Origin of the sequence: Marinoscillum pacificum (assembly GCF_024714495.1) — a bacterium.
Lineage (GTDB): Bacteria > Bacteroidota > Bacteroidia > Cytophagales > Cyclobacteriaceae > Marinoscillum > Marinoscillum pacificum.
In genome coordinates, this window is the sequence record NZ_JAMZMJ010000003.1 from 241,434 (window position 1) to 267,289 (window position 25,856).

Annotated in this window: 26 protein-coding genes; 20 read left to right on the forward strand and 6 right to left on the reverse strand. The window is 39.9% G+C overall.

The genetic code is table 11. From position 1 onward, the window contains the following. Positions 1-3 precede the first annotated feature (3 nt). From NXS00_RS10380 to NXS00_RS10390, 3 genes are all read left to right on the forward strand, one after another. Positions 4-5,256: a choice-of-anchor D domain-containing protein gene (locus tag NXS00_RS10380; RefSeq protein WP_258099121.1), complete on the forward strand. Its 5,253-nt coding sequence runs from the start codon at positions 4-6 to the stop codon at positions 5,254-5,256. Beyond that, positions 5,257-6,159, forward strand: a complete 903-nt coding sequence (locus NXS00_RS10385) for a PorP/SprF family type IX secretion system membrane protein (protein ID WP_258099122.1) — start codon at positions 5,257-5,259, stop codon at positions 6,157-6,159. Between the two features lie 260 nt (positions 6,160-6,419). Further along, positions 6,420-6,965: an REP-associated tyrosine transposase gene (locus tag NXS00_RS10390; RefSeq protein ID WP_258099123.1), complete on the forward strand. Its 546-nt coding sequence runs from the start codon at positions 6,420-6,422 to the stop codon at positions 6,963-6,965. Positions 6,966-7,078: 113 nt separating this feature from the next. Here NXS00_RS10390 and NXS00_RS10395 read toward each other — a convergent pair whose 3' ends face one another. After that, entirely contained in the window at positions 7,079-7,591 is a 513-nt protein-coding gene (locus NXS00_RS10395; RefSeq protein WP_258099124.1) for a hypothetical protein, read from the reverse strand. 289 nt (positions 7,592-7,880) lie between these two features. Here NXS00_RS10395 and NXS00_RS10400 point away from each other — a divergent pair, with 289 nt between their 5' ends. The 7 genes from NXS00_RS10400 to NXS00_RS10430 all read left to right on the forward strand — a co-directional run bounded on the left by NXS00_RS10400 (position 7,881) and on the right by NXS00_RS10430 (position 14,441). Beyond that, on the forward strand, positions 7,881-8,774 hold the full coding sequence (locus NXS00_RS10400; protein WP_258099125.1) for a sterol desaturase family protein: 894 nt from the start codon (positions 7,881-7,883) through the stop codon (positions 8,772-8,774). Between the two features lie 26 nt (positions 8,775-8,800). Further along, entirely contained in the window at positions 8,801-9,322 is a 522-nt protein-coding gene (locus tag NXS00_RS10405) for a DsrE family protein (RefSeq protein WP_258099126.1), read from the forward strand. A gap of 7 nt (positions 9,323-9,329) precedes the next feature. Beyond that, positions 9,330-9,959 carry a Crp/Fnr family transcriptional regulator gene (locus NXS00_RS10410; protein ID WP_258099127.1) on the forward strand — a complete coding sequence of 210 codons (630 nt, stop codon included), beginning with the start codon at positions 9,330-9,332 and terminating at the stop codon, positions 9,957-9,959. A 77-nt stretch (positions 9,960-10,036) separates the two neighbouring features. Then, entirely contained in the window at positions 10,037-11,761 is a 1,725-nt protein-coding gene (locus NXS00_RS10415) for a SulP family inorganic anion transporter (RefSeq protein WP_258099128.1), read from the forward strand. 6 nt (positions 11,762-11,767) lie between these two features. Continuing rightward, positions 11,768-12,046 (forward strand): DUF202 domain-containing protein, encoded by a 279-nt coding sequence (locus NXS00_RS10420; RefSeq protein WP_258099129.1) that lies wholly within the window; start codon positions 11,768-11,770, stop codon positions 12,044-12,046. Between the two features lie 82 nt (positions 12,047-12,128). Beyond that, positions 12,129-13,538 (forward strand): MBL fold metallo-hydrolase, encoded by a 1,410-nt coding sequence (locus NXS00_RS10425; protein ID WP_258099130.1) that lies wholly within the window; start codon positions 12,129-12,131, stop codon positions 13,536-13,538. A gap of 156 nt (positions 13,539-13,694) precedes the next feature. Then, positions 13,695-14,441: a hypothetical protein gene (locus tag NXS00_RS10430; protein ID WP_258099131.1), complete on the forward strand. Its 747-nt coding sequence runs from the start codon at positions 13,695-13,697 to the stop codon at positions 14,439-14,441. Between the two features lie 90 nt (positions 14,442-14,531). On the opposite strand, the gene NXS00_RS10435 is transcribed toward NXS00_RS10430, so the two are convergent. From NXS00_RS10435 to NXS00_RS10450, 4 genes are all read right to left on the reverse strand, one after another. Continuing rightward, entirely contained in the window at positions 14,532-14,816 is a 285-nt protein-coding gene (locus tag NXS00_RS10435) for a GIY-YIG nuclease family protein (protein ID WP_258099132.1), read from the reverse strand. A gap of 207 nt (positions 14,817-15,023) precedes the next feature. Continuing rightward, positions 15,024-15,467: a hypothetical protein gene (locus NXS00_RS10440; RefSeq protein WP_258099133.1), complete on the reverse strand. Its 444-nt coding sequence runs from the start codon at positions 15,465-15,467 to the stop codon at positions 15,024-15,026. 14 nt (positions 15,468-15,481) lie between these two features. Then, on the reverse strand, positions 15,482-16,516 hold the full coding sequence (gene cydB / locus NXS00_RS10445) for a cytochrome d ubiquinol oxidase subunit II (RefSeq protein ID WP_258099134.1): 1,035 nt from the start codon (positions 16,514-16,516) through the stop codon (positions 15,482-15,484). Continuing rightward, a complete protein-coding gene (locus NXS00_RS10450; protein ID WP_258099135.1) occupies positions 16,516-17,898 on the reverse strand; it encodes a cytochrome ubiquinol oxidase subunit I in 1,383 nt (460 codons plus the stop codon). Before NXS00_RS10450 ends, cydB begins: the two co-directional genes overlap by 1 nt. A gap of 182 nt (positions 17,899-18,080) precedes the next feature. Between NXS00_RS10450 and NXS00_RS10455 the strand changes: the two genes are divergently transcribed. From NXS00_RS10455 to NXS00_RS10500, 10 genes are all read left to right on the forward strand, one after another. Continuing rightward, complete coding sequence (locus tag NXS00_RS10455) at positions 18,081-18,656, forward strand: YeeE/YedE family protein (RefSeq protein ID WP_258099136.1); 576 nt, start codon at positions 18,081-18,083, stop codon at positions 18,654-18,656. Positions 18,657-18,669: 13 nt separating this feature from the next. Next, positions 18,670-19,083, forward strand: coding sequence for a DUF6691 family protein (locus tag NXS00_RS10460; RefSeq protein ID WP_258099137.1), 414 nt, complete (start codon positions 18,670-18,672; stop codon positions 19,081-19,083). 4 nt (positions 19,084-19,087) lie between these two features. Beyond that, positions 19,088-20,101: a c-type cytochrome gene (locus NXS00_RS10465; protein WP_258099138.1), complete on the forward strand. Its 1,014-nt coding sequence runs from the start codon at positions 19,088-19,090 to the stop codon at positions 20,099-20,101. Continuing rightward, positions 20,098-21,432, forward strand: a complete 1,335-nt coding sequence (locus NXS00_RS10470) for an OprD family outer membrane porin (protein WP_258099139.1) — start codon at positions 20,098-20,100, stop codon at positions 21,430-21,432. The genes NXS00_RS10465 and NXS00_RS10470 overlap by 4 nt, the downstream gene beginning before the upstream one ends. Before the next feature lie 133 nt (positions 21,433-21,565). Next, entirely contained in the window at positions 21,566-21,958 is a 393-nt protein-coding gene (locus NXS00_RS10475; RefSeq protein WP_258099140.1) for a T9SS type A sorting domain-containing protein, read from the forward strand. 405 nt (positions 21,959-22,363) lie between these two features. Beyond that, positions 22,364-23,773 carry an MBL fold metallo-hydrolase gene (locus tag NXS00_RS10480; RefSeq protein WP_258099141.1) on the forward strand — a complete coding sequence of 470 codons (1,410 nt, stop codon included), beginning with the start codon at positions 22,364-22,366 and terminating at the stop codon, positions 23,771-23,773. 145 nt (positions 23,774-23,918) lie between these two features. Beyond that, positions 23,919-24,215, forward strand: a complete 297-nt coding sequence (locus tag NXS00_RS10485) for a hypothetical protein (protein WP_308708918.1) — start codon at positions 23,919-23,921, stop codon at positions 24,213-24,215. Positions 24,216-24,315: 100 nt separating this feature from the next. Continuing rightward, positions 24,316-24,648, forward strand: coding sequence for a rhodanese-like domain-containing protein (locus tag NXS00_RS10490; protein ID WP_258099142.1), 333 nt, complete (start codon positions 24,316-24,318; stop codon positions 24,646-24,648). A gap of 13 nt (positions 24,649-24,661) precedes the next feature. Continuing rightward, complete coding sequence (locus tag NXS00_RS10495; protein WP_258099143.1) at positions 24,662-25,054, forward strand: rhodanese-like domain-containing protein; 393 nt, start codon at positions 24,662-24,664, stop codon at positions 25,052-25,054. Positions 25,055-25,056: 2 nt separating this feature from the next. Next, positions 25,057-25,296, forward strand: a complete 240-nt coding sequence (locus NXS00_RS10500; RefSeq protein ID WP_258099144.1) for a hypothetical protein — start codon at positions 25,057-25,059, stop codon at positions 25,294-25,296. A gap of 99 nt (positions 25,297-25,395) precedes the next feature. Here the strand turns inward: NXS00_RS10500 and NXS00_RS10505 are convergent, their stop codons facing one another. Next, positions 25,396-25,773, reverse strand: a complete 378-nt coding sequence (locus NXS00_RS10505; protein WP_258099145.1) for a VOC family protein — start codon at positions 25,771-25,773, stop codon at positions 25,396-25,398. Between the last annotated feature and the right edge of the window lie 83 nt (positions 25,774-25,856).

The window sequence follows — 25,856 nt, forward strand, 5'->3', positions numbered from 1 at the left end:
ACAATGAAAAACCGTTCGCACCAAGTCATTCATTCGAAGGAATGGATGATGCTTATAGGATTATTATTACTGACTATTCAGGTGTTAGCACAGTCAGCTTCGCCCACCCCTTTCATTACCACCTGGGTGACGGATGATGGTGAAATCACTATACCAACCAATACATTATCTGGTACATATAATTATAGTATCACTTGGACCAACCTCTCCAATTCGGGAGTTGGTGACGGATTTATATCTGGTCAAACAGGGGATTACACCATCACTGGTTTAACCATTGGAGATACTTATGAAATAGCTATTTCGGGTGTTTTCCCTCATTTCTATATGAATAACGGTTCTGAGAAGAATAAATTAATCTCTATAGAGCAATGGGGTGCTTTCTTTTTTTGGTCTTCTATGGAAAGAGCGTTCTATGGCTGTAACCATTTGATAAACAATGCCTCAGATACTCCAGAATTATCAGGAGTAACCAATATGTCTCACATGTTTCGATTAGCTAGTTCATTTAATAGTGATATCAGTACATGGGATGTTAGTAGTGTGACTACCATGAGCTACATGTTCACTGAGGCTAGTTCCTTTAACAATGGTGGGGTTGCACTCGACTGGACAACAGAAACAGCCAATGTGACGGACATGTCTCATATGTTCCACAGTGCCACTTCGTTCAATCAACCAATACATACATGGGATGTTAGTAGTGTCATCACAATGGAGTCCATGTTCTCCTCTGCAGATGTTTTTAATCAAGATATCAGTGATTGGGATGTCAGCAGTGTAACAAATATGAGGCAAATGTTTTTTGCTAATGATGGGTTCAATCGCCCTCTCAATTGGACTAATACGTCCAATGTGACGGATATGACGATGATGTTTCGGTTAGCATTTGCATTCAATAGAGATATCAGCGGATGGGATGTCAGCAGCGTCCTCACAATGGAGCAGATGTTTAATGGAGCATTGGCTTTTAACAACGGAGGACAGGCTCTCGACTGGACTGCAGGCACTGGTACGGCGAATGTGACGAATATGAGTTATATGTTTCAATTCTCCCCATTCAATCAAGATATCAGTAGTTGGGATGTGAGCTCAGTTACGCATATGACCTCTATGTTTAGAAATGCCACTGCATTCAATCAGAGTCTTGTTAGTTGGGATGTAAGCAACATCTCTAGTATGTATCTAATGTTTGATGGAGCCTCCTCTTTCAATCAAAACCTTGGGAGTTGGGACATAAGCAGTGTTTCGGATTTTAGGAATATGCTGGATGGGACCAATTTATCAGTAAGCAATTACGATGCAACATTGATAGGGTGGAGTACGCTGGAGGGAGCTGAATCGCAAATTCGCACCTCTCGAACATTAGGTGCAAGTGGGCTGTATTATTCCTCATCTGCGGCGTCCAATCGAGAGATTTTAACTGATACCTATTTCTGGACTATAATCGGAGATAATCAAGTGCCGAGCCCTGAAATAGCTGTTTATAACGGAGCTGATAATACAGCTCCTGAGCTTACAGCTGCTCAATCTGATATCGTCGATTTTGGAACTGAGATCCAAGGGGCTGATATAACACAGACATTCTCCATTGAAAATGTAGGTACCTTAGATTTAACGATTTCAAGTATTACGGTTAATGATGCTAGCTTTAGTATCAATAGCTCTATTTCTACTATAGTGGCAGGAGCCACTGAAACCTTTACAATTACCTTGTCTGGAGCGAGTATTGGAAGTTTTACTGGTGATGTAAGTATTGATAGTAATGATGCGGATGAAAACCCATTTACCTTTTCTGTTTCAGGGGAGGTTGTAGAGCCACCTGCTCCAGAAATCGACCTCTTTGCAGGAGTAGATAACACCGCTCCATCAATCTCCAATAATCAGGACACTGCAATTGATTTTGGAAGCATACTTCTGGGAAGTGATATCGCTCAGACTTTTGCTATTGAGAATACAGGAACTGGAGATTTAATCATTTCGGATATCACTTCAAGTAATGCATCCTTCTCCATAAGTAGCTCAATTGACACTATTGCTGCTGGAGCTTCAGAGAACTTTACGGTTACCTTGTCTGGATTAACCGCTGGGAATTTTAATGCAGACATTACCATCACTAATGACGATGCAGATGAAGGTACATTTGTTTTTCCTGTAGTAGGAGAGATCACAGCACCTGAAATTTCCCTTTATGCTGGAGCAGATAATGCAGGTACTTCCGTTACCAATGGGCAAACCACCATCATTGATTTTGGTACTTCTGTTCAAGGCACAGATATCGTCCAGACTTTTGCCATTGAGAATTTAGGAACTGCTGATTTAACTATTTCAAATATTACTTCTGACGATCCTTCATTTACAGTTAATAACACTGTCACAACCATTGCTCCTGGAGTTGTTGAGACGTTCACAGTCACTTTATCTGGTTCAACAGCGGGAAGTTTTACCGCTGACATTACCATCACCAATGATGATGCGGATGAGGGGACTTTTGTTTTTTCAATTGAAGGTGAGGTTGTTGAACCAGCTCCTGAGATAGACGTGTTTGTTGGATCGGATAATACTGGTACTACGATTGCCAATGGACAAACTTCAAGCATTGATTTCGGTACTTCGGTTCAAGGAAGAGATATTGTCCAGACTTTTGTTATTGAGAATACAGGTACAGCGGACTTATCTATTTCGAATATTACCTCTAGCGAAGCTTCTTTTTCTATTACTAGTTCAATTAATAGCATTGCTTCAGGAGCAACAGAAGTCTTTACCCTCACTTTGACAGGGACATCAGTAGGTGTGTTTTCTGGTGAAATAACCATCGCCAATGACGATGCGGATGAAGGTACTTTTGTTTTCCCTATTAGCGGTGTGATTGTTGCTCCAGCGCCAGAGATCGATTTGTATGCTGGGTCTGATAATACTGGAGCTTCGATTAACAATAACCAAACCGAAGCAATTGATTTAGGGAGTGTTCTTCAGGGAAGTGATCTGGTTCAGACTTTTGCTATTGAGAATACAGGAACTGCAGACTTATTCATTTCGGACATCACTTCAAGTGATCCATCGTTTACACTTTCTAGTTCTATTGGAAGCATCGCTCCCGGAGTTACAGAGACCTTTACAGTTACTTTATCTGGATCAATGGCTGGTACTTTTACAGCAGAGATTACAATTATTAATGACGATACAGATGAAGGCACTTTCGTATTTGCGGTTGTAGGAGAAATCACCTCACCAGAGATTGCACTATATGCAGGAGGCGATAATACAGGTGCCTCGATTGTCAGTAATCAAACCGCAGCAATAGATTTAGGAAGTGTTCTTCTAGGAAGTGATCTGGTACAGACTTTTGCCATTGAGAATACTGGAACTGCAGATTTGTCCATTTCGGATATTACTTCCAGTGATGCTTCTTTCGTCATTACTAGTTCCTTTAATAGCATAGCTCCGGGAGCGACAGAAGATTTTACTGTCACATTATCTGGGACATCAGCTGGCTTAGTTGCTGGTGAAATAACCATCACCAATGATGATATCGATGAAAGCACCTTCACGTTTTCGGTACTGGGAGAAATTACTGCTCCTGAAATTAACCTATATGCAGGGTCTGATAATACTGGCACTTCGATTGAGAGTAATCAAACTGCAGCAATTGATTTCGGTAATTCATCCCATGGAACAGATCTCGTCCAGACCTTTGTCATTGAAAACACGGGTACGGCGGACTTGACCATTTCTGATATTACTTCCAGCGAGTCGTCCTTTGCTATTGATAGCTCAGTTGATGTCATCGTTTCCGGCGCTACAGAGACTTTTTCAGTCACATTATCAGGAATAGTATCAGGAAGCTTTTCTGGTGATATTACAATCATCAGTGATGACCTGAATGAAGGAACTTTTGTCTTTCCAGTCATAGGTGAAATTGAGGAACTAGCGACCCCAGAAATAGCTGTATTTGTTGGGACAGATAACTCAGGTAAGTCAATTATTAATGGCCAGAGCACATTCGTTGATTTTGGAAGTGTTCTTCCAGGAAGTGAAATCCTTCAGACGTTCGCAATTGAGAACACGGGAACAGCGGATTTATCCATTTCTGACATTACTTCTAGTGATCCATCATTCACTATCAGCAGTTCTCTGTCGACCATCCTTACCGGAGATACTGATACCTTTACAGTTTCATTATCAGGTACGTCAGTAGGTGTGTTTTCTGCAGATATCACGATCACGAATAATGATGCGGATGAAGGAACATTTGTTTTTTCAGTATCAGGAGAGGTTTCTGCTATTCTTCAACCGTCTATAGAGCTCCATGTAGGTATGAGTGATCCTCCGGAGGTGATCCAGGAGAATTCATTAGTTGACATAGGCTTATTTAAGCAAGGGATCAATACGGAAGTGCAGTTCATGATAGCTAATGTTGGAACGGATAGTTTAATCATTAACTCAATCGAATCAAGTAATAATGCAATTCAAATCAATACCTCTCATTGGGAAGTGGCTCCAAATAATTCTGGAGTTTTATCCATTATTATCAATGATTTGAATGTAGGTGCTTTTTCCTCATCTATTACCATTCAATCAAATGATCCAAACAGTACCCTATTTGAATTTACAATTACTGGAATAGTTGAGGAGGAAGAAATAGAGGTGATTGATAATGCCACGGAAGAAGTCATTCTTTCCAATGCCATAGTGGATTTCGGAAGTACTACAATTGGAAACCCTAGTACCCGTTCATTTGTCGTTTTCAATCCATCAAAACATGAGACATTGGAAGTAGAAGAGATAGTCATTGAGTCTGAAGATTTTACAATAATCGGAGAACTCTTTTCTATTCTACCTGAATCATCTGCTGAATTTGATATTCAACTATCGGCAGAAAGAGAAGGATCTAATACTGGTGAAATGACCATCGTTAGCAATTTTGCTGATTTTAAGATTTACTTGATTGGTGAGGTTACTCCAGAGGAATCGTCCCTTAAGGTTTATAATGTGCTCACTCCGAATGATGACGGTAAGCATGACTTCTTTAAAATTTCGGGAATCAACAATTATTTTGGTAATGAAATCTCCATTTTCAATAGAGCTGGAAGATTAGTGTATTACACCAAAGACTATAACAATCAAAATGTACGGTTCGAAGGAGATAGTAACCAGGGAAATAACAAGTCTCTAGAATCCGGTGCTTATTACTATGTCATACGACTTGGGAACGGAGATAAGAAAATAGGCTTTGTACAACTAATCAGGAACTAAATGAAAAAATCACTCGCAATAACCTTGTTTATTTTGCTCGCAGAAACCATCTACGGGCAGAATATCATTCCTCCGCATATGTACTTGATGAATCAAACCATGATCAATCCGGCCTATGCTGGCATTCATGATCATGCAAATGTTACCTTGATTAGTAGGGGGCAATGGATTGGGGTAGATGGTGCTCCTTTTACCCATACATTGGTTGGTTCTAGCACCTTTTCTTATCATAGTGCAATTGGTTTTTCGCTTGTAAAAGATAGCTATGGGATCAACTCCGACACTGAAATTAACCTTCAGTATAGTTATCGAATAGAAATGCATAATTCAGCACTTTCATTCGGACTACAGGGAGGAACCATGTTTTCTTCAGAGGATCCATCCAAACTTAATACCGAGGTGTCTGATGATCCGTTGGTAGGAAGCGGAAGATCTACTTCTACAACTCCTTCATTTGGATTTGGAATGATGTATAAATCCAAACGCTTATACCTGGGTGTAGGAATGCCGAGAATCACAGGTTCAAAAGTGGAAATAGAGGAAATCTACACCAAAGGAGTATCACCAGTTTATAACCTCACCGGTGGTTTGTTCATTAAGTTGACGAATGGGTTGTTGATTAAGCCCTCTTTCTTATTGAATTATCAAGATGAAGAATTGCTGGCAGATATCAATGGGCAGTTGCTGATTGGGGAAAAGGTTTGGCTGGGCTTATCTGTTCGTAATTTAAAGAGAGCAGGATTTAATTTTTTGTATTCAGAGGATGGAAAGTATCATTTTGGTTATTCCTATCAGTTTCCGCTCAATGAACTTGAGGCTTCCAGTTACGGGACACATGAACTGGTGTTATCATTCGATATCAAATTAACCAGACGTCAAGAGTTGGAAAATAGGTTGTTTTAAGGACTGTGGAGGTTGAAAGTGTCGAGTCAACTTACAAACTTGAAAGTTTATCAATCCGCGTTGCAAACACGGACTAGCGATGAGTAGTTATTTTTGAGCGTTTATGATTTCGTAGAGTTTCTTATCATGTCGCTTAGTTCGAAGCTCGTTGCTCAGAATCCTTTACCTCATCCTCGTTTGCAACGAGGATGGTTAAATCTTAGCATTTACAATGCGTTTGATGATTCCTATTGTCAAGACAGATTTCATAGTATTGTAAGATGTCTGGTGACCGTTATCTCATATCCGATCAAAATGCTTTGTATTTTCTTACGTTCACGGTAGTGGGTTGGATAGATGTTTTCACTCGAAAAGAATATAAATTAGATATAGTGGATTCACTCAATTATTGTATCCAATCGAAAGGACTTACGATTTACTCATGGTGTCTTATGAGTAATCATCTTCATTTGATTGTCAGAGCAAATGAAGGATTTAGACTATCCGACATCATTCGTGATTTGAAAAAGTTTACTGCGAAACGAATAATAGATCGAATAGAAAATGAACTTGAAAGCAGGAGAGAATGGATGTTGAATCAATTTCGTTTTGCTGGACGTAATCTTAAGCGAATTACAAATTTTAAATTCTGGAAAGATGATAATCATGTCATTGAACTTACAAGTGGTATGATCGATGGTAGATTAGATTATATCCATCAAAATCCAGTAAAAGCTATGATAGTAGAAGAGCCTGAGCATTATTTGTTTAGTTCTGCCAGGGACTATTCAGGAGTGAAGGGGTTGGTTAAAATTGAATTTATTTAGTCAAGTTACAAACTTGAAAGTTTATCAATCCGCGTTGTAAACGCGGATTAGAGAAAGTTACAAACTTCAGAGTTTAGTAGTCCGCGATGCAAACACGAACTAGCGATGATTAGTTATTTTTGAGCTTTTATGATTTCGTAGAGTTTCTTATCATGTTGCTTAGTTCGAAGTTCGTTGCTCAGAATCCACCACATTGCAGTTGAGTAGCCAACCCCTACAATTACGCTAGTCCAATGGAATCGAAGAAAGGAGATAACCACTAGAAATATGAAAGTTAGGATGATATGAATTGAATAATTTTTCTTCTGATCCAATCTACGTTGAATGATCATCTTGTTTCCTCTTCCTTTTCCGATTCGCTCCTTCGTTTTCTTTACGAACTGATCCACAGAGTAGAATCGGTCTTGGTCAGAAAGGGTAAAACAGATCCCAAATGTTAGTTCTACGTCTTCAAAGAATCTATAATACCGTTTAACTCCTTTAAACGAGTTCTTGATATTGTTCTTTGATGTTGGAGGAGTTAATAAAAAGTCGAGAAACCTAGACTCATTAAATTCTGCATTCGGAGTTTGTCTGTTCCGTTGAAATATTTCTAATGTTTGATATTTCAGTTCTTCAGGTGTCATTTGCGAATGGGAACAATTACCTACAATTTCCGGATATGTGACCATGTCGCTTATCCGCCTTATAATTTGACCTATTCATTTGTATTAATGTTTGTAAATGGATAACCCTTTTTTTAACTACCTCCAAAATAACGGAATCTTTTCCAAATCGCAAGGTTAGTATCTGATCGGCATATTCCCCTTCAAAACTTCCGATCAGCCGAACTAAATTGTTAATTTCAGTGTAACAATTGTTACGATCCAGACCAGCAGCTAATCCGTATCTTTATCCAGTAAATGACGCATAAAGATGAAAGAGTTCATAGATGAAATCATCAATGGGTATGTAGGCTATGCCAATTACCTGTGGCAGGAAATCACACACCCTGCCTGGCACAATTACTTCTATTGGTTAGTAGGAGTATCGTTGTTCTTTTTGATGCTGGAGTGGGCCAAGCCATGGCGTAAAGATCAGGCCAGGTTCAGAAAGGATTTCTGGTTGGACTTCTTCTATATGTTCTTTAATTTCTTCTTGTTCTCCCTGATCATTTACAATGCAGCTTCCAATTTGGTGGTACATTTCTTCAATGATTTGTTAGCATCTATCGGCATCCAAAACCTGGTAGCCTTTGAAGTGATGAGCTGGCCGATTTGGGCACACTTGTTAGTTGGGTTTGTGGTTCGAGATTTTGTGCAGTGGTGGACCCATAGATTATTGCATACTAGCCCGAGACTATGGGAGTTTCACAAAGTACACCACTCGGTAGAGGAGATGGGTTTTGCGGCGCATTTAAGATACCATTGGATGGAAACCATTGTCTATCGTTCTATCGAATATATTCCTTTAGCACTAATAGGTATTGGACTAAGAGACTTCTTTATCATCCACATTTTTACATTGGCAGTAGGTCATTTTAATCATTCAAACATCAAAGTGAACTTGGGCTTTTTAAAATACATTTTCAATAACCCACAAATGCACATCTGGCATCATGCTCACAACATGCCGGAGAGTCATAAAAACGGAGTGAATTTTGGGATTACCTTGAGTATCTGGGACTATTTGTTTCGTACGGATTACATTCCCTATGAAGGGCGAGATATCAAACTTGGCTTTCCTGGTGTAGAGAAGTTTCCTAAAGGTTTTATAGGGCAAAACCTTCATGGTTTTGGTAAGGACAAACCCGAAGAAACTGAGCGTTAATAGCTCAAAATCTTTTACATTTAGATATGCGAACACTTTTCATTTTTGCATTGACTTTGGTCAGTATCTCGGCAATAGCACAAGAGTTGGAGTATCCTGTTATCAAAGGATATGGAGGAGTGGTAAGGGCTCCGGAAGCAATAATGCCCACGGAAGGAGGTAAAATCATTATTGATATAGCCAGTGACCAAACAACAGGAGAAGGAACTAATAAATCGTTAGACCGTGTTGCCAGATTGATCAACCTTTATGGTTTGGCTGGTATACAGCCATCACAGTTGGATGTAGCAGTGATTGTGCACGGAGGTGCTACCAAGACGGTGATTAGCAATGCTGGGTTCAATGAAAAGTATGGGACGGATAATCCTGATTTGCTGTTGATCAAGGCATTGAAAGAGCAAGGAGTCAAAGTAATGGTATGTAGTCAGGCGCTACTGAGACGTGGATTTAAACAGGAATGGCTCAATGAAGAGGTAGACCTGACACTATCAGCTATTACTACCCTGGTAGAGTATCAGCAAAAGGGCTACAGCACCCTTATTTACTAGAAAAACTATGCAAGAACTTGTAAATAAAGTACTCAATAACTCTCAGCTTGAACCTAAACTGGCTGATGAGATCATGACAATTGGCCGTCTGAAAAAGGTGAAGGCTGGGGGAGTGGTCATTAGTCCGGAGAGTGACAGTAATGAAATGCCTATTGTGCTCGAAGGTTTGCTGAAAGTGATGAGAAGAGACCCTAATGGCAATGAAGTGTTTCTTTACTTTCTTGAGGGTGGTGAAACATGCGCCATGTCCATTACCTGTTGCATAGAGGGTAAGAAGAAAGCCTTTAATGTGATCGCTGAGGAGGACTCAGTACTTTGGATGATTCCAATGGGGCATATCGATAGTTGGGTAGTAAAATACCCTTCATTCAGAAAATTCGTTTTTGATGCCTATCAGACACGTTTTGATGAGATGCTCAACACGATAGATAGTGTGGTGTTTTTGAAAATGGATGAGCGTCTTTACAAATACCTGCTCGATAAGAAGCAAGCGTCTGGATCGTTTGTAATCAATAAGACGCATGAGCAAATAGCTAATGAATTGAATACATCCAGAGTGGTTGTGTCCCGATTATTGAAGCAATTGGAGAAAGAAGAGAAAATTGAACAGCATCGTAATAGAATAGAGATTCTCTGATCGTGTGTGACAAATGTTACATCGGACGAGACAGTCAAGGTCTAGTTTTGAGCTTGTAAATTTGAAGATGTAACTACATGAACATAATCCAAAAAATACTACCCATTGCCAGCTGGCTACCGGCCTATAAAAAGGAAGATTTGAGCGGAGATGTCTTTGCTGGTATTACGGTGGGAATCATGTTAATACCACAAGGTATGGCCTATGCATTGATCGCCGGCATGCCTCCTGTGTATGGTTTATACGCCTCTATAGTACCTCAGCTCATCTACGCGATATTTGGCACCTCTCGTCAGCTGTCAGTGGCTCCCGTGGCTATGGACTCTCTCTTAGTAGCGGCAGGAGTTTCTGTACTGGCTACAGAAGGAACGGATGCTTATATTGGTTTTGCTATTTTGCTGGCATTTTTCATGGGGTTATTTCAATTGCTCCTGGGAGTGGCCCGTTTGGGTTTCATTACCAATTTACTCGCCAAGCCTGTAATTAGTGGGTTCACCTCAGCAGCAGCCCTGATTATTGGTCTCAACCAACTCAAATACCTACTGGGAGTAGAGCTCGATAAAAGCAATAAAGTATATGAAATCCTGTGGAGTGCTATCCAGAGTGTGGAGCAAACGCATGTCATCACACTCATTATTGGAGTGTTGGGGATTGTGATTATTAAGGGTGTCAATAAAATCAATAACAAAATACCAGGAGCATTGCTGGCGGTGGCTTTGGGAACTATGCTGGTTTATTTCATGAAGTTAGACCAGTCTGGGGTAAGTATTGTGAAAACCATTCCCGATGGACTGCCAGCGTTCAAAATGCCTCAGTTTAGTCTTGGACAGCTTGGAGAACTGGTGCCGCTGGCCCTGACCATTTCGGTGGTGGCATTCATGGAGGCTTTTTCAGTATCCAAAGCTATCGAGGCGAAGAAGAGAAACTATAAAATCATTCCCAATCAGGAGTTAATTGCCTTGGGAGCATCCAATTTGGTAGGGTCGTTTTTTCAAAGTTTTCCGGTGACAGGAGGATTTTCCAGGTCAGCAGTAAATTATCAATCGGGGGCCAATACTCCTCTTTCTTCTATTATCAGTGCGGTATTGGTAGGCTTGACTTTGATATTTCTTACTCCATTGTTTTATTTCTTACCGACAGCAATTCTTGCATCTGTGATCATGGTTGCGGTGGTTGGATTGGTTGATTGGGTATATGCCAAACAACTTTGGAAAGATAGTAAAGTGGAATTTGCGCTGTTGATGGTCACTTTTTTAGTGACTTTGAATTTTAGCATGGTCCCGGGTATTGTGTCGGGTATTGTATTGTCAATTTTGATTTTGCTGTACAAGTTGGCATATCCACATATTGCTCAGTTGGGTCGGGTAAAAGGACATCATGAGTTTAGAAATATTAAGCGCTTTAAAGATCTGGAAAAATGGGAGGGAGTGATGATACTGCGAATGGATGGTCCACTCACTTTTATCAACATTCAGTATTTTAAAGAATACATTGAAGATAGCGTGGAGGAATCCAATGGTCAATTAAAAACCATTATTTTGGATGCAGGTCCAGTGAGTTATTTGGATGCTACAGCAGCGTTGGGATTAAGAGAATTGTTGGTCTATCTGAATGAAAAGAAGGTGGAGCTACTTATTTGTGATTTGATAGGACCAGTACGAGATACACTGAAACGTACTGGTTTGAAAGAAATTCTGAATGAGAACAATGTCTTCTTTGATCTAAGCGAGGCAGTTAAGTTTGTGCAAACGCACCAACACGGCGATTATAAAGAGTATGCATTGCAATCAAATGAAGTTTAATTAGTTATGATATTAAGAGATCATTTAGCATTAGATAGAACAAAGCTTGCAAATCAGCGAACCGTTCTTTCATTTATTAGAACCAGTTTATATTTAGTTATATCTGGTATTGCATTAATGAAAGTGGAGGCTTTGGCAGGTATCAGTTGGTTGGGTTATGGAGTTCTGGGGATTAGCCTGGTCGTTTTAATAATTGGTATTTCCAATTATTTGATATTTAGAAATAAAATCAAAAACGGATATCAGGAGGCAGATGAATTTCAGCAATTAAAAGAGGGTAACTAATGTTACAATCCTAATCATCTGAACATCGTAATTTTGTATCAGTATTACTTAATAAGATCAGTATAGAGCAAAAATATAGAACATGAAAGTAGAACAAATATATACAGGCTGTCTTGCTCAAGGCGCATATTATATAGAGAGCAATGGTGAAGCGGCCATTGTAGATCCATTGAGAGAATCACAGCCATATATTGAAAAAGCGGAGAAGGAAGGAGCTAAGATTAAATACATTTTTGAAACACACTTCCATGCTGATTTCGTGTCAGGCCATGTAGATCTTGCAGCTAAAACTGATGCTACGATCGTTTATGGTCCCAATGCTAAAACCGAGTTCGATATGGTGGAAGCTAAAGATGGACAGGTGTTCGAACTTGGCAAGGTGAAAATCAAAGTGCTGCATACTCCAGGACATACCATGGAAAGTACCACTTTCTTGTTAATTGATGAAGAAGGTAAGGAGCATGCCATTTTCAGTGGCGACACGTTGTTTATAGGAGACGTAGGTCGTCCAGACCTTGCACAGAAAGGATCTTTGACTCAAGATGATTTGGCAGGTTATCTATATGATAGTCTTAGAACCAAAATCATGACATTGCCTGATGAGGTCATAGTCTATCCAGCACACGGTGCAGGTTCTGCTTGTGGTAAAAACATGAGTAAGGAGACTACAGATCTTTTGGGTAATCAAAAGAAAACGAATTACGCTTTGAGAGCGAACATGACTAAGGAAGAATTTATTCAAGAGGTGACAGATGGTCTTTTACCACCACCTCAGTACTTTGCTCAAAATGTAGCTATGAATAAGTCTGGAGCAGTTGGTTTGGATGAGATTCTGGAGAAGGGAAATGTTCCATTGGATGTAGATACGTTTGAAGCAATGGCCAATCATGAAGGTGCGTTAGTGCTGGATACAAGAAAGGCAGTTCAGTTTGCTGAAGCGCATGTGCCAAATTCTATTTTCATCGGTATAGATGGAAGCTTTGCTCCCTGGGTAGGTGCATTGATTCCTGATCTTCAGCAGCCAATAGTATTCATCGCAGATGAAGGAAGGGAAGAAGAGATCGTTACGCGTCTATCAAGAGTTGGGTATGATAATACACTTGGTTTCTTGAAAGGTGGACTTGACGCGTGGAAAGCAGCTGGTAAAGAAGTTGATTCTGTGAAGTCTATTCCTGCTACTGAGTTTGCTGAAGAAATGAAGGCTGGAGACCTGAAAGTGTTAGACGTTAGAAAGCCAGGCGAATTCCAGGCTGAGCATGTAGAAGATGCACAATCACTTCCATTGGATTTTATTAGTGAAAACATGGATAAAGTGAGTAAAAATGAGACGTATCACGTACACTGTGCTGGAGGTTATCGATCTATGATCGCTTCCTCCATTTTGAAGTCTCGTGGCTTTCACAATATAGTTGATATTGCAGGAGGTTTCAAAGCTATTTCTGAAACAGATATTCCTACTACGGACTATGTGTGTCCTAGTACATTAAAATAATTTTCATTCGTACCCTGGTGTAAAAGTCCAGGGAGACTTTTCAAAGTTGAGTAAAAGCGCTGGCCATTGGTCGGCGCTTTTTTATTTTTTATTGATGCGCAATTAAACCTTGGTGTGTAATTGGAATCTAAGGACCAAACGCAACAATAAATAAACATGAAACAAATCAAACTCATCACAAAACTAATAGCAGTATTAACCATCTTCTTTCTAGCATCATGTAGTCAGGAAGATGACTCTACAGAAGAAGTTGTAACGGAACTTGAATCCGCTGAAGATATTGGAGCCACTTTATCAGAGGATCTTTTGCCTATAGTTGATGATGCCGATGAATTGTCTGATAAGGCATCAGATAATGGTAGGTCTTACGAAGTAAAGGCATGTGGAGTGTCTTATGATACCGCATTTACCAGAGAATATGAAGGGGTTTATGTGACAAGTAATGCATCTTTTTCCTACGCATACGAACTGGTCTGTAATGGTGCAATTCCTACTACATTAAATCTGGACGCTACTTCTAGTGGAACCAGAACAACTCAAAGGTTGACTTCTCAAGGAAGTATTACCTCTGAACAGGTTGTGACAGGCATTCAGCCTGGAAGCACCTCTTATGTGGTAAACGGTTTGCTTGAAAGAACTGGTTCAGTAACAGGAGAGAGTAAATCATTTAGCAGCACAATTAACTTGACCATCACTGATTTGACTGTCACAAAGTCAAATCAGCAAATAGCGAGTGGGACCGCTACTGTGACTTATGAAGGAACAACCTCTGCTGGTAATTCGATCAGTAGAACTGCTAATGTGAGTTTCCTGGGAGGAGGAGAAGCTGAATTGACGCTGAATAGTGGAAGAAAATTCCTCGTAAACCTTAGAACTGGTGAAGTAACTGAAATAGAGGATTAAAATTTAGTTAGTTGGATTAGGTTAGGCAACGACGCCAGCTCTTTTGGGCTGGCGTTTTTTATGATGTCACCCTGATCTCGAAAGCTGGCCTTATCTATACCTTTGAGATAATTCTGGAAGTAGATGCCATTGACGATTAATCAAAGCTTCTTTTTTTGCTCTTCTCCAGCCTTTTACTTGCTTTTCGAAAGCTATTGCTTGATTAACATCTTGGAAGTGTTCTTGAATGACCAATTTCAATGGTCTTCTTCTATAAGTGTATGCTTGATGATCGATACCTGATTGATGTTCCCAAAGTCTTCTATCTATATCATTTGTAACACCTACATAATAGGACATATCCGCACACTCAAGAATGTAAACTGTATAGAGCATCCCGATAAATATAGTCTACTATTTTGTCTTATGCTTCGAGAGCCTCAGCATGACAAAATAGGGTTAGTGTTTTTAGAGAGGGTTAATTTCTTCGATCAGCATTAAATAATGCATGCCCGCTAGATAACAAAATTGTCAAAGCAGTTATCGAAATTGTCACCCTGATCCCGATGGCTAACGGGATCGAAGGGTAGACAATTTCTGATCTCAAAAACTAAGTGGTTGATATAAGATGACGACTCTTGTGCGAACGTATTTACCATCTAGCATACCGGGTTTCCATTGAGGCATTCTCGCGACTAACTTTTTTATAGCTATGCCGGTATTGTCTTCATTGTCTTCCAGAATTTTTATGCCGCTTAAACATCCAGAGCGCTCTACAACGGCTGAAATTTTGACGGGATCGGCAATGTCGGTTTTAAGGTTACTTCGTAAATAATTTAAGACGTTAGTGTCAGTACATTCGTATGAGAAGGTGCTGTCATGATCCCACATGGTGAGCTCGGTACATAAGCCAAAGACTGGAGGTTGGTTCACTACGGAATAGATTTCTCCAGATGGGATAGGATCATTACAATTGGTAAGCGCCACCTGAGCAGATGCTATTTGACTGGTTAGCCAGATGATACTTATTAGGATTAAGATTCTCATTTTAGATTGGGTACTTAATAACTCAATTCATCCATTTGAACTTTGCCTCTAAACGTCCAGAATACGAATGTAGTATATGCTGCAACTAGTGGAGTCCCAATAGCTGCAATGACCAACATGATGCCGAGGGTCTTTTCTGATGCAGCACCATTGTAAACTGTGATGTTAAACTCCGGATTACCTTTCGAAATAATAATGACAGGGTACAATTCAATGGCCACCACCATGAGTAACATCGCGATAGATAAACTGGAGAAGAAGAAAGCAAAATTGTACTTCTTCTTGTGAATGAGTCTTGGAATATTGGCAATACTCAAAAATGCCAGTAATGGAACAATGAATAATACCGGAGTTTCCTTGAATCGGTCTGATAAATGTGGAAAGTAGATCAACGTATAAACGGTAGTAATAGCAAAACTTACGATGAAGAAGATCATCGCTTCTTTTACATGTCTGGTCATTTTATCAAACTGCTTGCCTTCAGTTTTCATGATGAGGTAGATGGCTCCATGCATCATGAAAATGGCCAGCGTACATACAGCAACCATTATCGCATACGGATTGATGAATTCTAACCAACTTCCGGCAAATTCCATATCTGCATCTAGAGGCATTCCTTGAAGGACGTTGCCAAGCACAACTCCTAGCAAAATAGCCAAAAACGCGCTGGATAAACTATAAGCAACATCCCACATGTTTCGCCACCATTTCATAGGTTCTTTACTTCTAAATTCAATAGAAATCGCTCTAAAAATCAAGAAGGTTAAGAAGAGCATGAAAGGGATATACATTGCTGAAAACACCGTGGCATATACAATGGGGAAACCAGCGAATAGAGCTCCACCACCAATTACCAACCAAACTTCGTTTCCATCCCATACCGGGCCAATTGCATTTAAGGCAACTCTTCTACTTTTTTCGTCTTTGAAAAATAGATGCCAGGCACCAGCTCCCAGGTCAAATCCATCCAATATGGCATAACCAGAAAACACTGCACCTACTACCAGGTACCACAACGTTGCATAATCAATTCCTAAAAATGTCGCCATTATGAATGTGTGTTTAAAGCTTCAACCATTTCTTTTTGCTTCGGACGTTGATCAATCATCGGACTGTCATCTGGCCCGTGCTTAATCTTCTTATTGAGTAGGTACACAAAGAGTGTGAAGAGCAAACAATAGATTGCCGTGAAAAGTACCAGTGAAAATATCACCTGATTTGCAGTAACTACTTTAGAGAGCGCATCAGATGTTCTTAAGAGGCCATAGACCACCCATGGTTGACGTCCCATCTCAGCAGCAAACCAGCCTGCCTGATTAGCTATTTGTGGGAGCAATACTGCAGCTACCATTACTTGCAAGTACCATTTGTGATCAAAGAGTTTGCCGCGCCACCATAAGAAAGCTCCAAGTAGTGTTAAACCAATTAATGTCATGCCAATAGCCACCATGATGTGGTAAAATTGGAATACTGCATTGACCTGACCAGGAATATCTTCTTTTGGGAAATGATTTAACCCTTTTACAGGCTCATTAAAGTCTTGGTGAATTAAGAAGGAAAGGCCATTTGGAATTTTAATACCAGTTACTTCCTGGTTGTCATGGTCTACCCATCCCATGATGTACATATCTGCAGCCTGCAAACTGTCGTAATGACCCTCCATTGCAGCAAGTTTAGCTGGCTGATTAATGGCAACTCCATCTGCGGATCGGTGTCCAGTAAATAGTTGGGATAAAGAAGCGACTAACGCTACAACTAGCGCTATTTTAAAAGCTCGTTTGGAAACCTCAATATGTCTGTTCTTTAGTAAGTAATACGCATGAACACTTATGATCAAAAATGCTCCTGCTAAGAATGAGCCGATCCAAACGTGGCTCAACCGATCTACACTGGAAGGATTGAAGACCATTGCCCAAAAATCTGTAACCTCTGCTCTGGCTTCCAGCCCTTCTCCTACAATGTGATATCCAGCAGGAGTTTGCTGCCATGAGTTTGCCACTACTATCCAAACAGCAGAGAACATGGATCCAAACCAAACGCCCAAAGTGGCTATGAAATGCACTCGTGGACTTACTCGATTCCAACCAAATAAAAGGATTCCTAAAAATCCGCTTTCCAGAGCGAATGCAAAAATTCCTTCCGCAGCTAAGGCACTTCCGAAAATGTCTCCTACATACCTGGAGTAGGTTGCCCAGTTGGTGCCAAACTCAAATTCCATGACGATACCCGTGGCTACTCCAATACCAAAAGTAAGAGCGAAAATCTTTGTCCAAAATCTTGCTAATCGTTCATATTCGATGTTGCCAGTTTTCAGATAACTCGCTTCGAATATCACCATGATCAGACCCAATCCAATGCTGAGTGGAGGGTATATGTAATGAAATGAGACAGTTAGCGCGAACTGTATGCGGGATAGGATTTCTACATCCATTTTTTTTTGGAAAGTTAATAACCGATCGCCAGAATCTCGAATGAAATTGGGATTGGTTGTACTTAAGAAATTTTGCCTGAATAGAGCTAATCTTTCTCACTTGCTGTGTAACAAATGTTACTTCAAGCGGTAAGTGAAAAATCTACTTTTGAGGCTGAATCACTTGAAATTTTTATCATCACATGAATGAAGTCATAGCGTTTATCAGTCAACCATGGCCATGGTATGTGGCAGGCCCCATCATTTCTTTAGTAATGATCAGCCTCATATTATTCGGTAACTCCTTCGGAATATCCGCAAACCTAAGAACCATGTGCTCTATAGTAGGTGCGGGTAAGAATTGTGAGTTTTTTGACTTTAATTGGAAAAGTCAAATCTGGAATCTGGTATTCGCATTAGGGTTGGTTATTGGAGGTGTTATTGCTCATTTATATTTGACACCAAGTACTGAAGTGAATCTATCTGCTCAAACCATTGAAGACCTGAAAGCATTAGGAATAGAACAACCAGGAACACATCTGGTACCAATGGATGTGTTCTCATGGCAGTCATTATTCACCGTTCGAGGTTTCATTATCCTTGTTGTCGGAGGTTTTTTAATCGGTTTTGGGACAAGGTATGCAGGTGGATGTACATCTGGTCACGCTATCAGTGGATTGAGTGACTTGCAGTTGCCATCACTTATTGCAGTGATTGGATTCTTTATTGGAGGTCTGTTGGTGACCTACCTTGTTCTCCCATTCCTTTATACATTGTAAAACATAGGATAAAATGAAGTTTTTAAGATATATAGTTATAGGAATTGTTTTTGGAATCACATTAGCCAAAGCTGAAGTGGTATCCTGGTATAGAATTTATGAAATGTTCAAGTTTGAATCATTTCATATGTATGGAATCATTGGATCTGCAGTTGTCATTGGAATTGTTGCTATACAAATCATTAAACGATTCAAGATCAAGTCAATAGATGGACAGCCAATTCACATTCACCCAAAGCAGTTTAGCATTCCAAGATATCTGATAGGAGGTATTGTTTTCGGATTGGGCTGGGCGATGACAGGAGCATGTCCAGGTCCAATGTTCATTTTGCTAGGCAACGGAGTAGGTGTTATTTTAGTTGTAATAGGAGCTGCAGTGTTAGGTACGTATACCTATGGACGTCTGCGAAACAAGCTTCCGCATTAAGAAAATGAATACCCAAAAAGCAATCAACACCCTGGTGCAAGCTTCTCTTTTGCTGGTAGTTTCGGTTCTGGTGATTTTCGGATCATTGATGGTTTATTTCATCAATCCAGAATTGTTTCAGACCCAAGAAGTCGCATGGCATGTACCAAATATCAAAACAGAATTGCCAACGGGAAGAGTTGGTGATCAAGTTAAATATGGATATGCACTGGTAACTGAAACTTCCAAGTGGATTGGACCAATGGCGCCTGATGGCAAGCAATATGCTGGCAATAATCTGAATTGCCAGAGTTGTCATCTGGATGCAGGTACTAAAAGAGGGTCTGCATCGTGGATTGGTGTGGTGCAACGATTTCCTCAGTTTGGAGGTCGAGAGAATAAAATCGAAACGATCGAAGATCGAGTGAATGGATGCATGGAGCGAAGCATGGATGGTACAGCATTACCGATTGAGTCCAAAGAGATGCAGGCAATCATTGCTTACATGAACTGGTTAGGGGATGGGATTCCTGAAGACACACTGGATTATTTCAAGGGTTTTGCTAAACTGGAGATACCAGATGAAGCTGCTAGTCCAATAAAAGGTGCTGTGATCTATGAGCAAGAATGTAAAGTTTGCCATGGAGAAAATGGTGCAGGTGTATGGAAGGCAGATTCATCAGGATATCAGTATCCAGCACTTTGGGGAAAAGACACCTACAATCACGGAGCAGGAATGCATAGAGTGTTGACTGCTGCACAGTTTGTAAAAGGAAATATGCCCTGGGGAGTCGCTACGATTGATAACCCTAAACTATCCGATGAGGAAGCGTATCATGTTGCAGCTTATATCAATAGTTTTGAGAGACCTCAAAAGAGCAACACCGATGAAGATTTTCCTAATAGGAAGTTGAAGCCAATGTCTACTCCTTATGGACCTTATGATGATGACTTTTCACAAGAGCAGCATAAGTATGGGCCATTTCAACCTATTGCCAGCTATTACAAAGAGACTTACGATATTAAGAAAAGCAAATGAGATACTTTGGAATCATCGGCTTGTCAATAGTACTAATTGCTAATCTGAAAGCACAGGGCAAATACTGGGGTAAGGTGTCTGGGCAATGGCGCAACTATTACATGGCATCTTGGAACAAAGAAGATTTGAAAGACTTTCAGACTCTTGCAACAGGAGGTAAGCTGAAGTATGAATATAACTTCAAAGAGAAACCCTGGAAAGTGGGAGGAGCTATCTACACAAGTATCAATTTGGGATTGCAGGATTTAGATGTCCCAGATCCGATTACTGGCAAGTACAGCAGATATGAAACTGGGATGTATAATGGTAATAATTTGTCCGATCGATTTATTCTGTTTCCTGGTGAGCTTTATTTGAATTATTCCAAAGGTGGACACATGCTAACACTAGGTAGGATGAAGTTTGTTTCACCTTTTCTAAATCCAGAAGACGGAAGGATGATTGCGACGCTTGAACAAGGATTAACTTATAAGTATTCTAACAAAGGTTTTGGATCTTTTCAATTTGGAGCATTCAATGCGATAGCAGCCCGTTCATCAGACGGGTTTTATGGCATCGGAGAAACCATCGGTTTTTATCCAATAGGTAGAGGTGTGGATGGAAAGGAGGTAAACTATGCCGGGAGTACAGAATCCGATTTTTTATTGACTGGAAACCTGGACTGGAATGTCACTGAAAAAATCAAAATCAATGTTTGGGAGTACTATGCAGACAATGTATTCAATACAACCTATATCAAACCAACATTAAGTTTATCAGACGAGTTGGCCATTGCGGGTGAATGGTTGCATCAGTTTAGAGTAGGAGATGGAGGCAATCAATATGATTCATTAAGATATTTTGCTGATAGAACTTCAAATGTTTTAGGTGCTGAAGTGAGTTGGAAAGCTGCTAAGAAATCCAAGTTTTCCATAGGATACGATCGTATACTTGATGGAGGGAGATTTCTGTTTCCTCGTGAGTGGGGTAGGGAGTTTTTGTTCAGCTTCCAGAAGAGAGAGCGGAGTGAAGGTAGTTCAGACAATCATGCACTGGTTTTTACCTATGATCAACAAATCAAGTTGGGTAACTCCAATCTTAGAAGTATCGCAAGTGTAGGAAGGCATTGGAAAGCTGACTTGACCAACGCAGCAGACAACAAATATGCCGTGCCTGACTATACACACTTTAATTTGGATTTATTCTACACCCACGAAAAATTGAAGTCATTGAAGCCAGAACTACTTCTAGTCTATAAAATGGCGAACGGTACTGTGCCAGATAATCCTAACTTTTACTTCAACAAAGTGGATATGTTTCAAATCAATTTTGTGGTGAATTATAACTTCTAGATTTTGCCTTTTCTCGTAATATATGGACCCTAAAGAGGCATAACTGCAATCAATCTGCGGGTAGGAAATTGGCCCATTTATCTGTTTTAATATTAAAAGAGTCTTGTTGTGGAAAGGTTTAAAGGAAAAGGATATGAGAGCATTATACAACCAAATATCAGGTTTCGCGCTTATGATTGCTTGCATTATAGTTGGGCTTATTCAAATTCAAGCGAATGCTAAAGCCGGAATAGAATCCAATAGCGTGCTCAGGCAGTACCCATTTGTAGGTGGAGAAGACATGAAGAGTTTGGGGATTTATCCAAACCCAGCACATTCATTAGTCCATATTGAAGTTGAAAAACTACTGGATGGGGTAAGCTTACGGGTGATGAACTTAAGTGGCGTTGAAGTAATGCATCAAAACTTTGCTACCTATAACTCATACGAGATAGATTGTTCTAAGTGGTCTAATGGAATTTACATTGTCAATATTCGTGACTCCAATAATACATTATACACAGGTAAATTATTGGTTCATAATTGACGATAAATAAAGGTGATGCATGCAAGTGATGCAAAGTAGCACATGGGTACATGCTAATGAGTAATTAAAATATTTTCAAAAAAATCATTTAGCTCGGTAGGAATTATTGAGACATGCCTGTTTTATAGTTGTCGAGTTATTAAAAATATTTATAACTGATGTTAACCGAACTACACCGTTCCGCATTCATTCATACACGGAATGCGCATAAGTAATCCCTACTTAACGGTGTGTATTTAAGCTGGAGGCCCTGATTTTACCGTCAGGGCTTTTTTTATGGCTTATCAATGATTTTCCTCATTAACTAGCTTGATCCATGTCAGGATTTTGGGTAACATAAGTAACAGGAATACAGTTCGTTACATCCGTATTTTACCATGTGGTTTAACAAATAATATTAATCTCATGAAAGTAGAACAATTATATACTGGATGTCTGGCAGAAGCCGCTTATTACATTGAATCGGATGGAGAAGTTGCGATCATCGATCCTTTGAGAGAGGTGGAGCCTTATATTCAGAAAGCTGAAGAAAATGGAGCAAAGATCAAGTATGTGTTGGAGACTCATTTCCATGCAGATTTTGTTTCAGGACATATAGATCTTGCGAAGAAAACTGGAGCCAGCATTGTTTACGGACCAACAGCTCAGCCCGGTTTTGAAGCCCATGTAGCCACAGATGGAGAGATCCTTCAATTGGGAAGAGTAAAAATCAAAGTATTACACACCCCAGGACATACCATGGAATCTTCCACTTTCTTACTGGTGAATGAAGAAGGAGAGGAAGTAGCCATATTCACAGGTGATACTTTATTCATTGGTGATGTAGGAAGACCAGATTTAGCAGTAAAAACGGATTTAACCAGAGAAGATTTAGCTGGATATTTGTTCGATTCATTACGAAATAAGATCATGACCTTACCAGATGAAGTGATCGTCTATCCAGGTCATGGAGCTGGTTCTGCTTGTGGTAAGAACATGAGCAAAGAAACTACCGATACATTGGGTAATCAGAAAGAGTTCAATTATGCTTTACGTGCTGATATGAGTAAGGAAGAGTTCATCGGAGAAGTAACTAAAGGCCTGGTACAGCCTCCACAATATTTCCCAAAAAATGCGGTGATGAATAAGCAAGGATATGAGTCCATAGATGAGGTGCTACAAAGAGGAGTCATTGGCCTTGAACTAAAGGAATTTGAAGATGTAGTAGCAAGAGATAAAGCGCTTATTCTGGATACTCGTCCAAAAGAGGACTTTGTCAAAGGGTTTATTCCGGGATCATTGTGGGTTGGTATAGATGATAATTTTGCTCCTTGGGTGGGAGCCTTGATCAAAGATTTGAATCAGCCAATTGTGTTCTTGTCACTTCCTGGAAGAGAAGAAGAAGTAGTTACTCGATTGAGTAGGGTAGGATATGATCACGCTCTAGGCTTCTTGGATGGAGGTATCGCCAGTTGGATTGGTGGAGGAAAAGAAGTTGCTACCGTTCAGGAAATCGGACCACACGATTTTACCAATATCTACGACACAGAAGTGTTGGATGTATTGGATGTTCGTAAGGAAAGCGAGTTTGAATCTCAGCACATCAAAGGAGCGAAGAATTTCCCATTAGACTTCATCTATGATAATCTGGATCAACTGGACAAAGACGGAGAATACTACGTGCATTGCCAGGGAGGTTATCGATCAGTCATTGCAACATCTATTTTATTAGCTGCAGGCTTCAAAGAAGTCATCAATATTCAAGGTGGATTTAATGAAATCAAGAAATCCTGCATCAAGGTGACGGCCTATCATGCGCCGGAAACCATGCTGTAGGTAATAGGTTGGTTAGCTTTAGACCGATTGTCGGTTCGGGAGGTTGGTTTGTGGTGAGCCAACCTCCTTTGTTTTATGAGTTAAAATCATAGTACTTTGAAATGCAAAGTAAATTCGTATCTTTGTTTTATTAAATGATAAGAATATGATAATGACTTTTCAAAACAAGCGAATATTAGGAATAGGATTGGCCATCGTATTGTTGCTGATGATTCCTCTGGTTGCTATGCAGTTTTCAGATGAAGTGGCCTGGTCAGCATTCGACTTTCTACTCATGGGAGGTTTATTAACGGCCGTTGGTCTTGCTGTAGAAATTTCTCTCCGTATTCTAAAAACATCTACTCAAAGACTGATAGCCATCGCTGTAGTGTTTATTCTGTTTTTAGTCGTTTGGATAGAGCTGGCAGTTGGTGTTTTTGGTACTCCATTTGCAGGCAGCTGATTTAAGATGGTCTGTGTAACTATTGTTACGCACCAAACCTGTGCAATTGCGTTTCTTTGATTAATTGAATTTGTAAAACAATCATTTAAAGAAATATAACATGTTTGGTCTATTTAAATCTAAGCCTAAGGCCTATCAAAGTGTGAATGTGGATGAATTTAAATCCTTGAAAAAGCAGCCAAAAACGGTTGTTTTGGATGTGAGAACTCCACAGGAAAAAGCGGAAGGAGCTGTGCCTGGTGCTCAACAGATGAATTTTTTCAATCCAAACTTCAAGTCACAAATTGCTAAATTAGATAAGTCCAAGACTTATTTGGTGTACTGCAGAAGTGGTAATAGAAGTAAGAAAGCGTGTGCTACTATGGGAAGTATGGGCTTTGAAAAGATCTATAACTTGTCTGGTGGTATCATCGCATGGAACCTTGAAAACTAAACTAGAGAAGCTGATGAAACTATTGAAATTTGCCTGGATAGCGGTTATTGCAGTGGCTTGTTCTTCTACCTCAACCGAGGCACAGGATTATTCTCGAATAGATAATGCTAAACTTGAAGAATTACTTAAGGATCCCGAGTTGCAGCTCGTAGACGTACGAACTCCAGAGGAGGTAAAAGCCGGATACATAGCTGGTGCAGCGCATATTGATATCTATGATCCTCAATTCATTGATAAGGTTAGTAAACTAGTTAAAACCAAGCCGGTTGCAGTATACTGTGCTGTGGGAGGTAGAAGTGCTAATGCTGGTAGAAAACTTCAGGAACTAGGCTTTACGCAGGTATATGATTTGGCGGAAGGCTATAGAGGATGGGTAAGAGCAGGTAAACCAATTAAAAAAGACTAGTGATGACGAGTAAAACAGAAACTACAGCAGATTCTAAGAAATTGGTTTTTGCTTTTATGTTCGCCATGACTTTGGGTTTGGCACCTTTCGTTCCTGAACCTCATATCTGGGGAAAAATCAAATGGGTGATGGGAGGAGCTGTAGGCATGCAGCCTATGGACTGGTTTGATTTGGTCCTTCATGGCGCACCCTGGGTAAACTTGATTATTCAATTAGTGCTATATATTAAGAGGCGTTTTTAAAACGCCTTTTTTATTGTTCTATTGAACCTTGATGTATAAATTAACTAACTTAATTTAATACATTTATACTTAATGTTGAGAGTTTAGGATTTTAATATTCTACAGCGAAAGACTCACATAACATTTTTCAAAAACGGCTTTTTTCGAGTTGTCTCCTACAATCCACTTCGTGCCATCTGGATCTACAATGCCGATTGAACTATCCAATACTTCACAATTACCCTGGAAGCTGGCGATTGATCTGAACCGGCTCATTCGTTTGTTTATAGCTTCCAATTCTAGTTTGTCAGAGATCTGAAGATGCAGAGTCTGCTCATCCTGCTCCACTTCATGTGATTCTTTGATTTCTAATTGGAAATCATCGAGGTGAAATTGGATATAAAATGGGGTGATTACCTGAGGCATTTTATTGAATAGTGACCTATAAAAGACCAGGCTATTGCTGAGGTTAGTGCTGTTTATTTGGTGTAGAGTCATGGCGAATGATATTCTATAGTAGGATTACGCTACATTGTATTTTATGTTGTACTATTTTCAGAATATTTTTTGTTTTGAGGGAG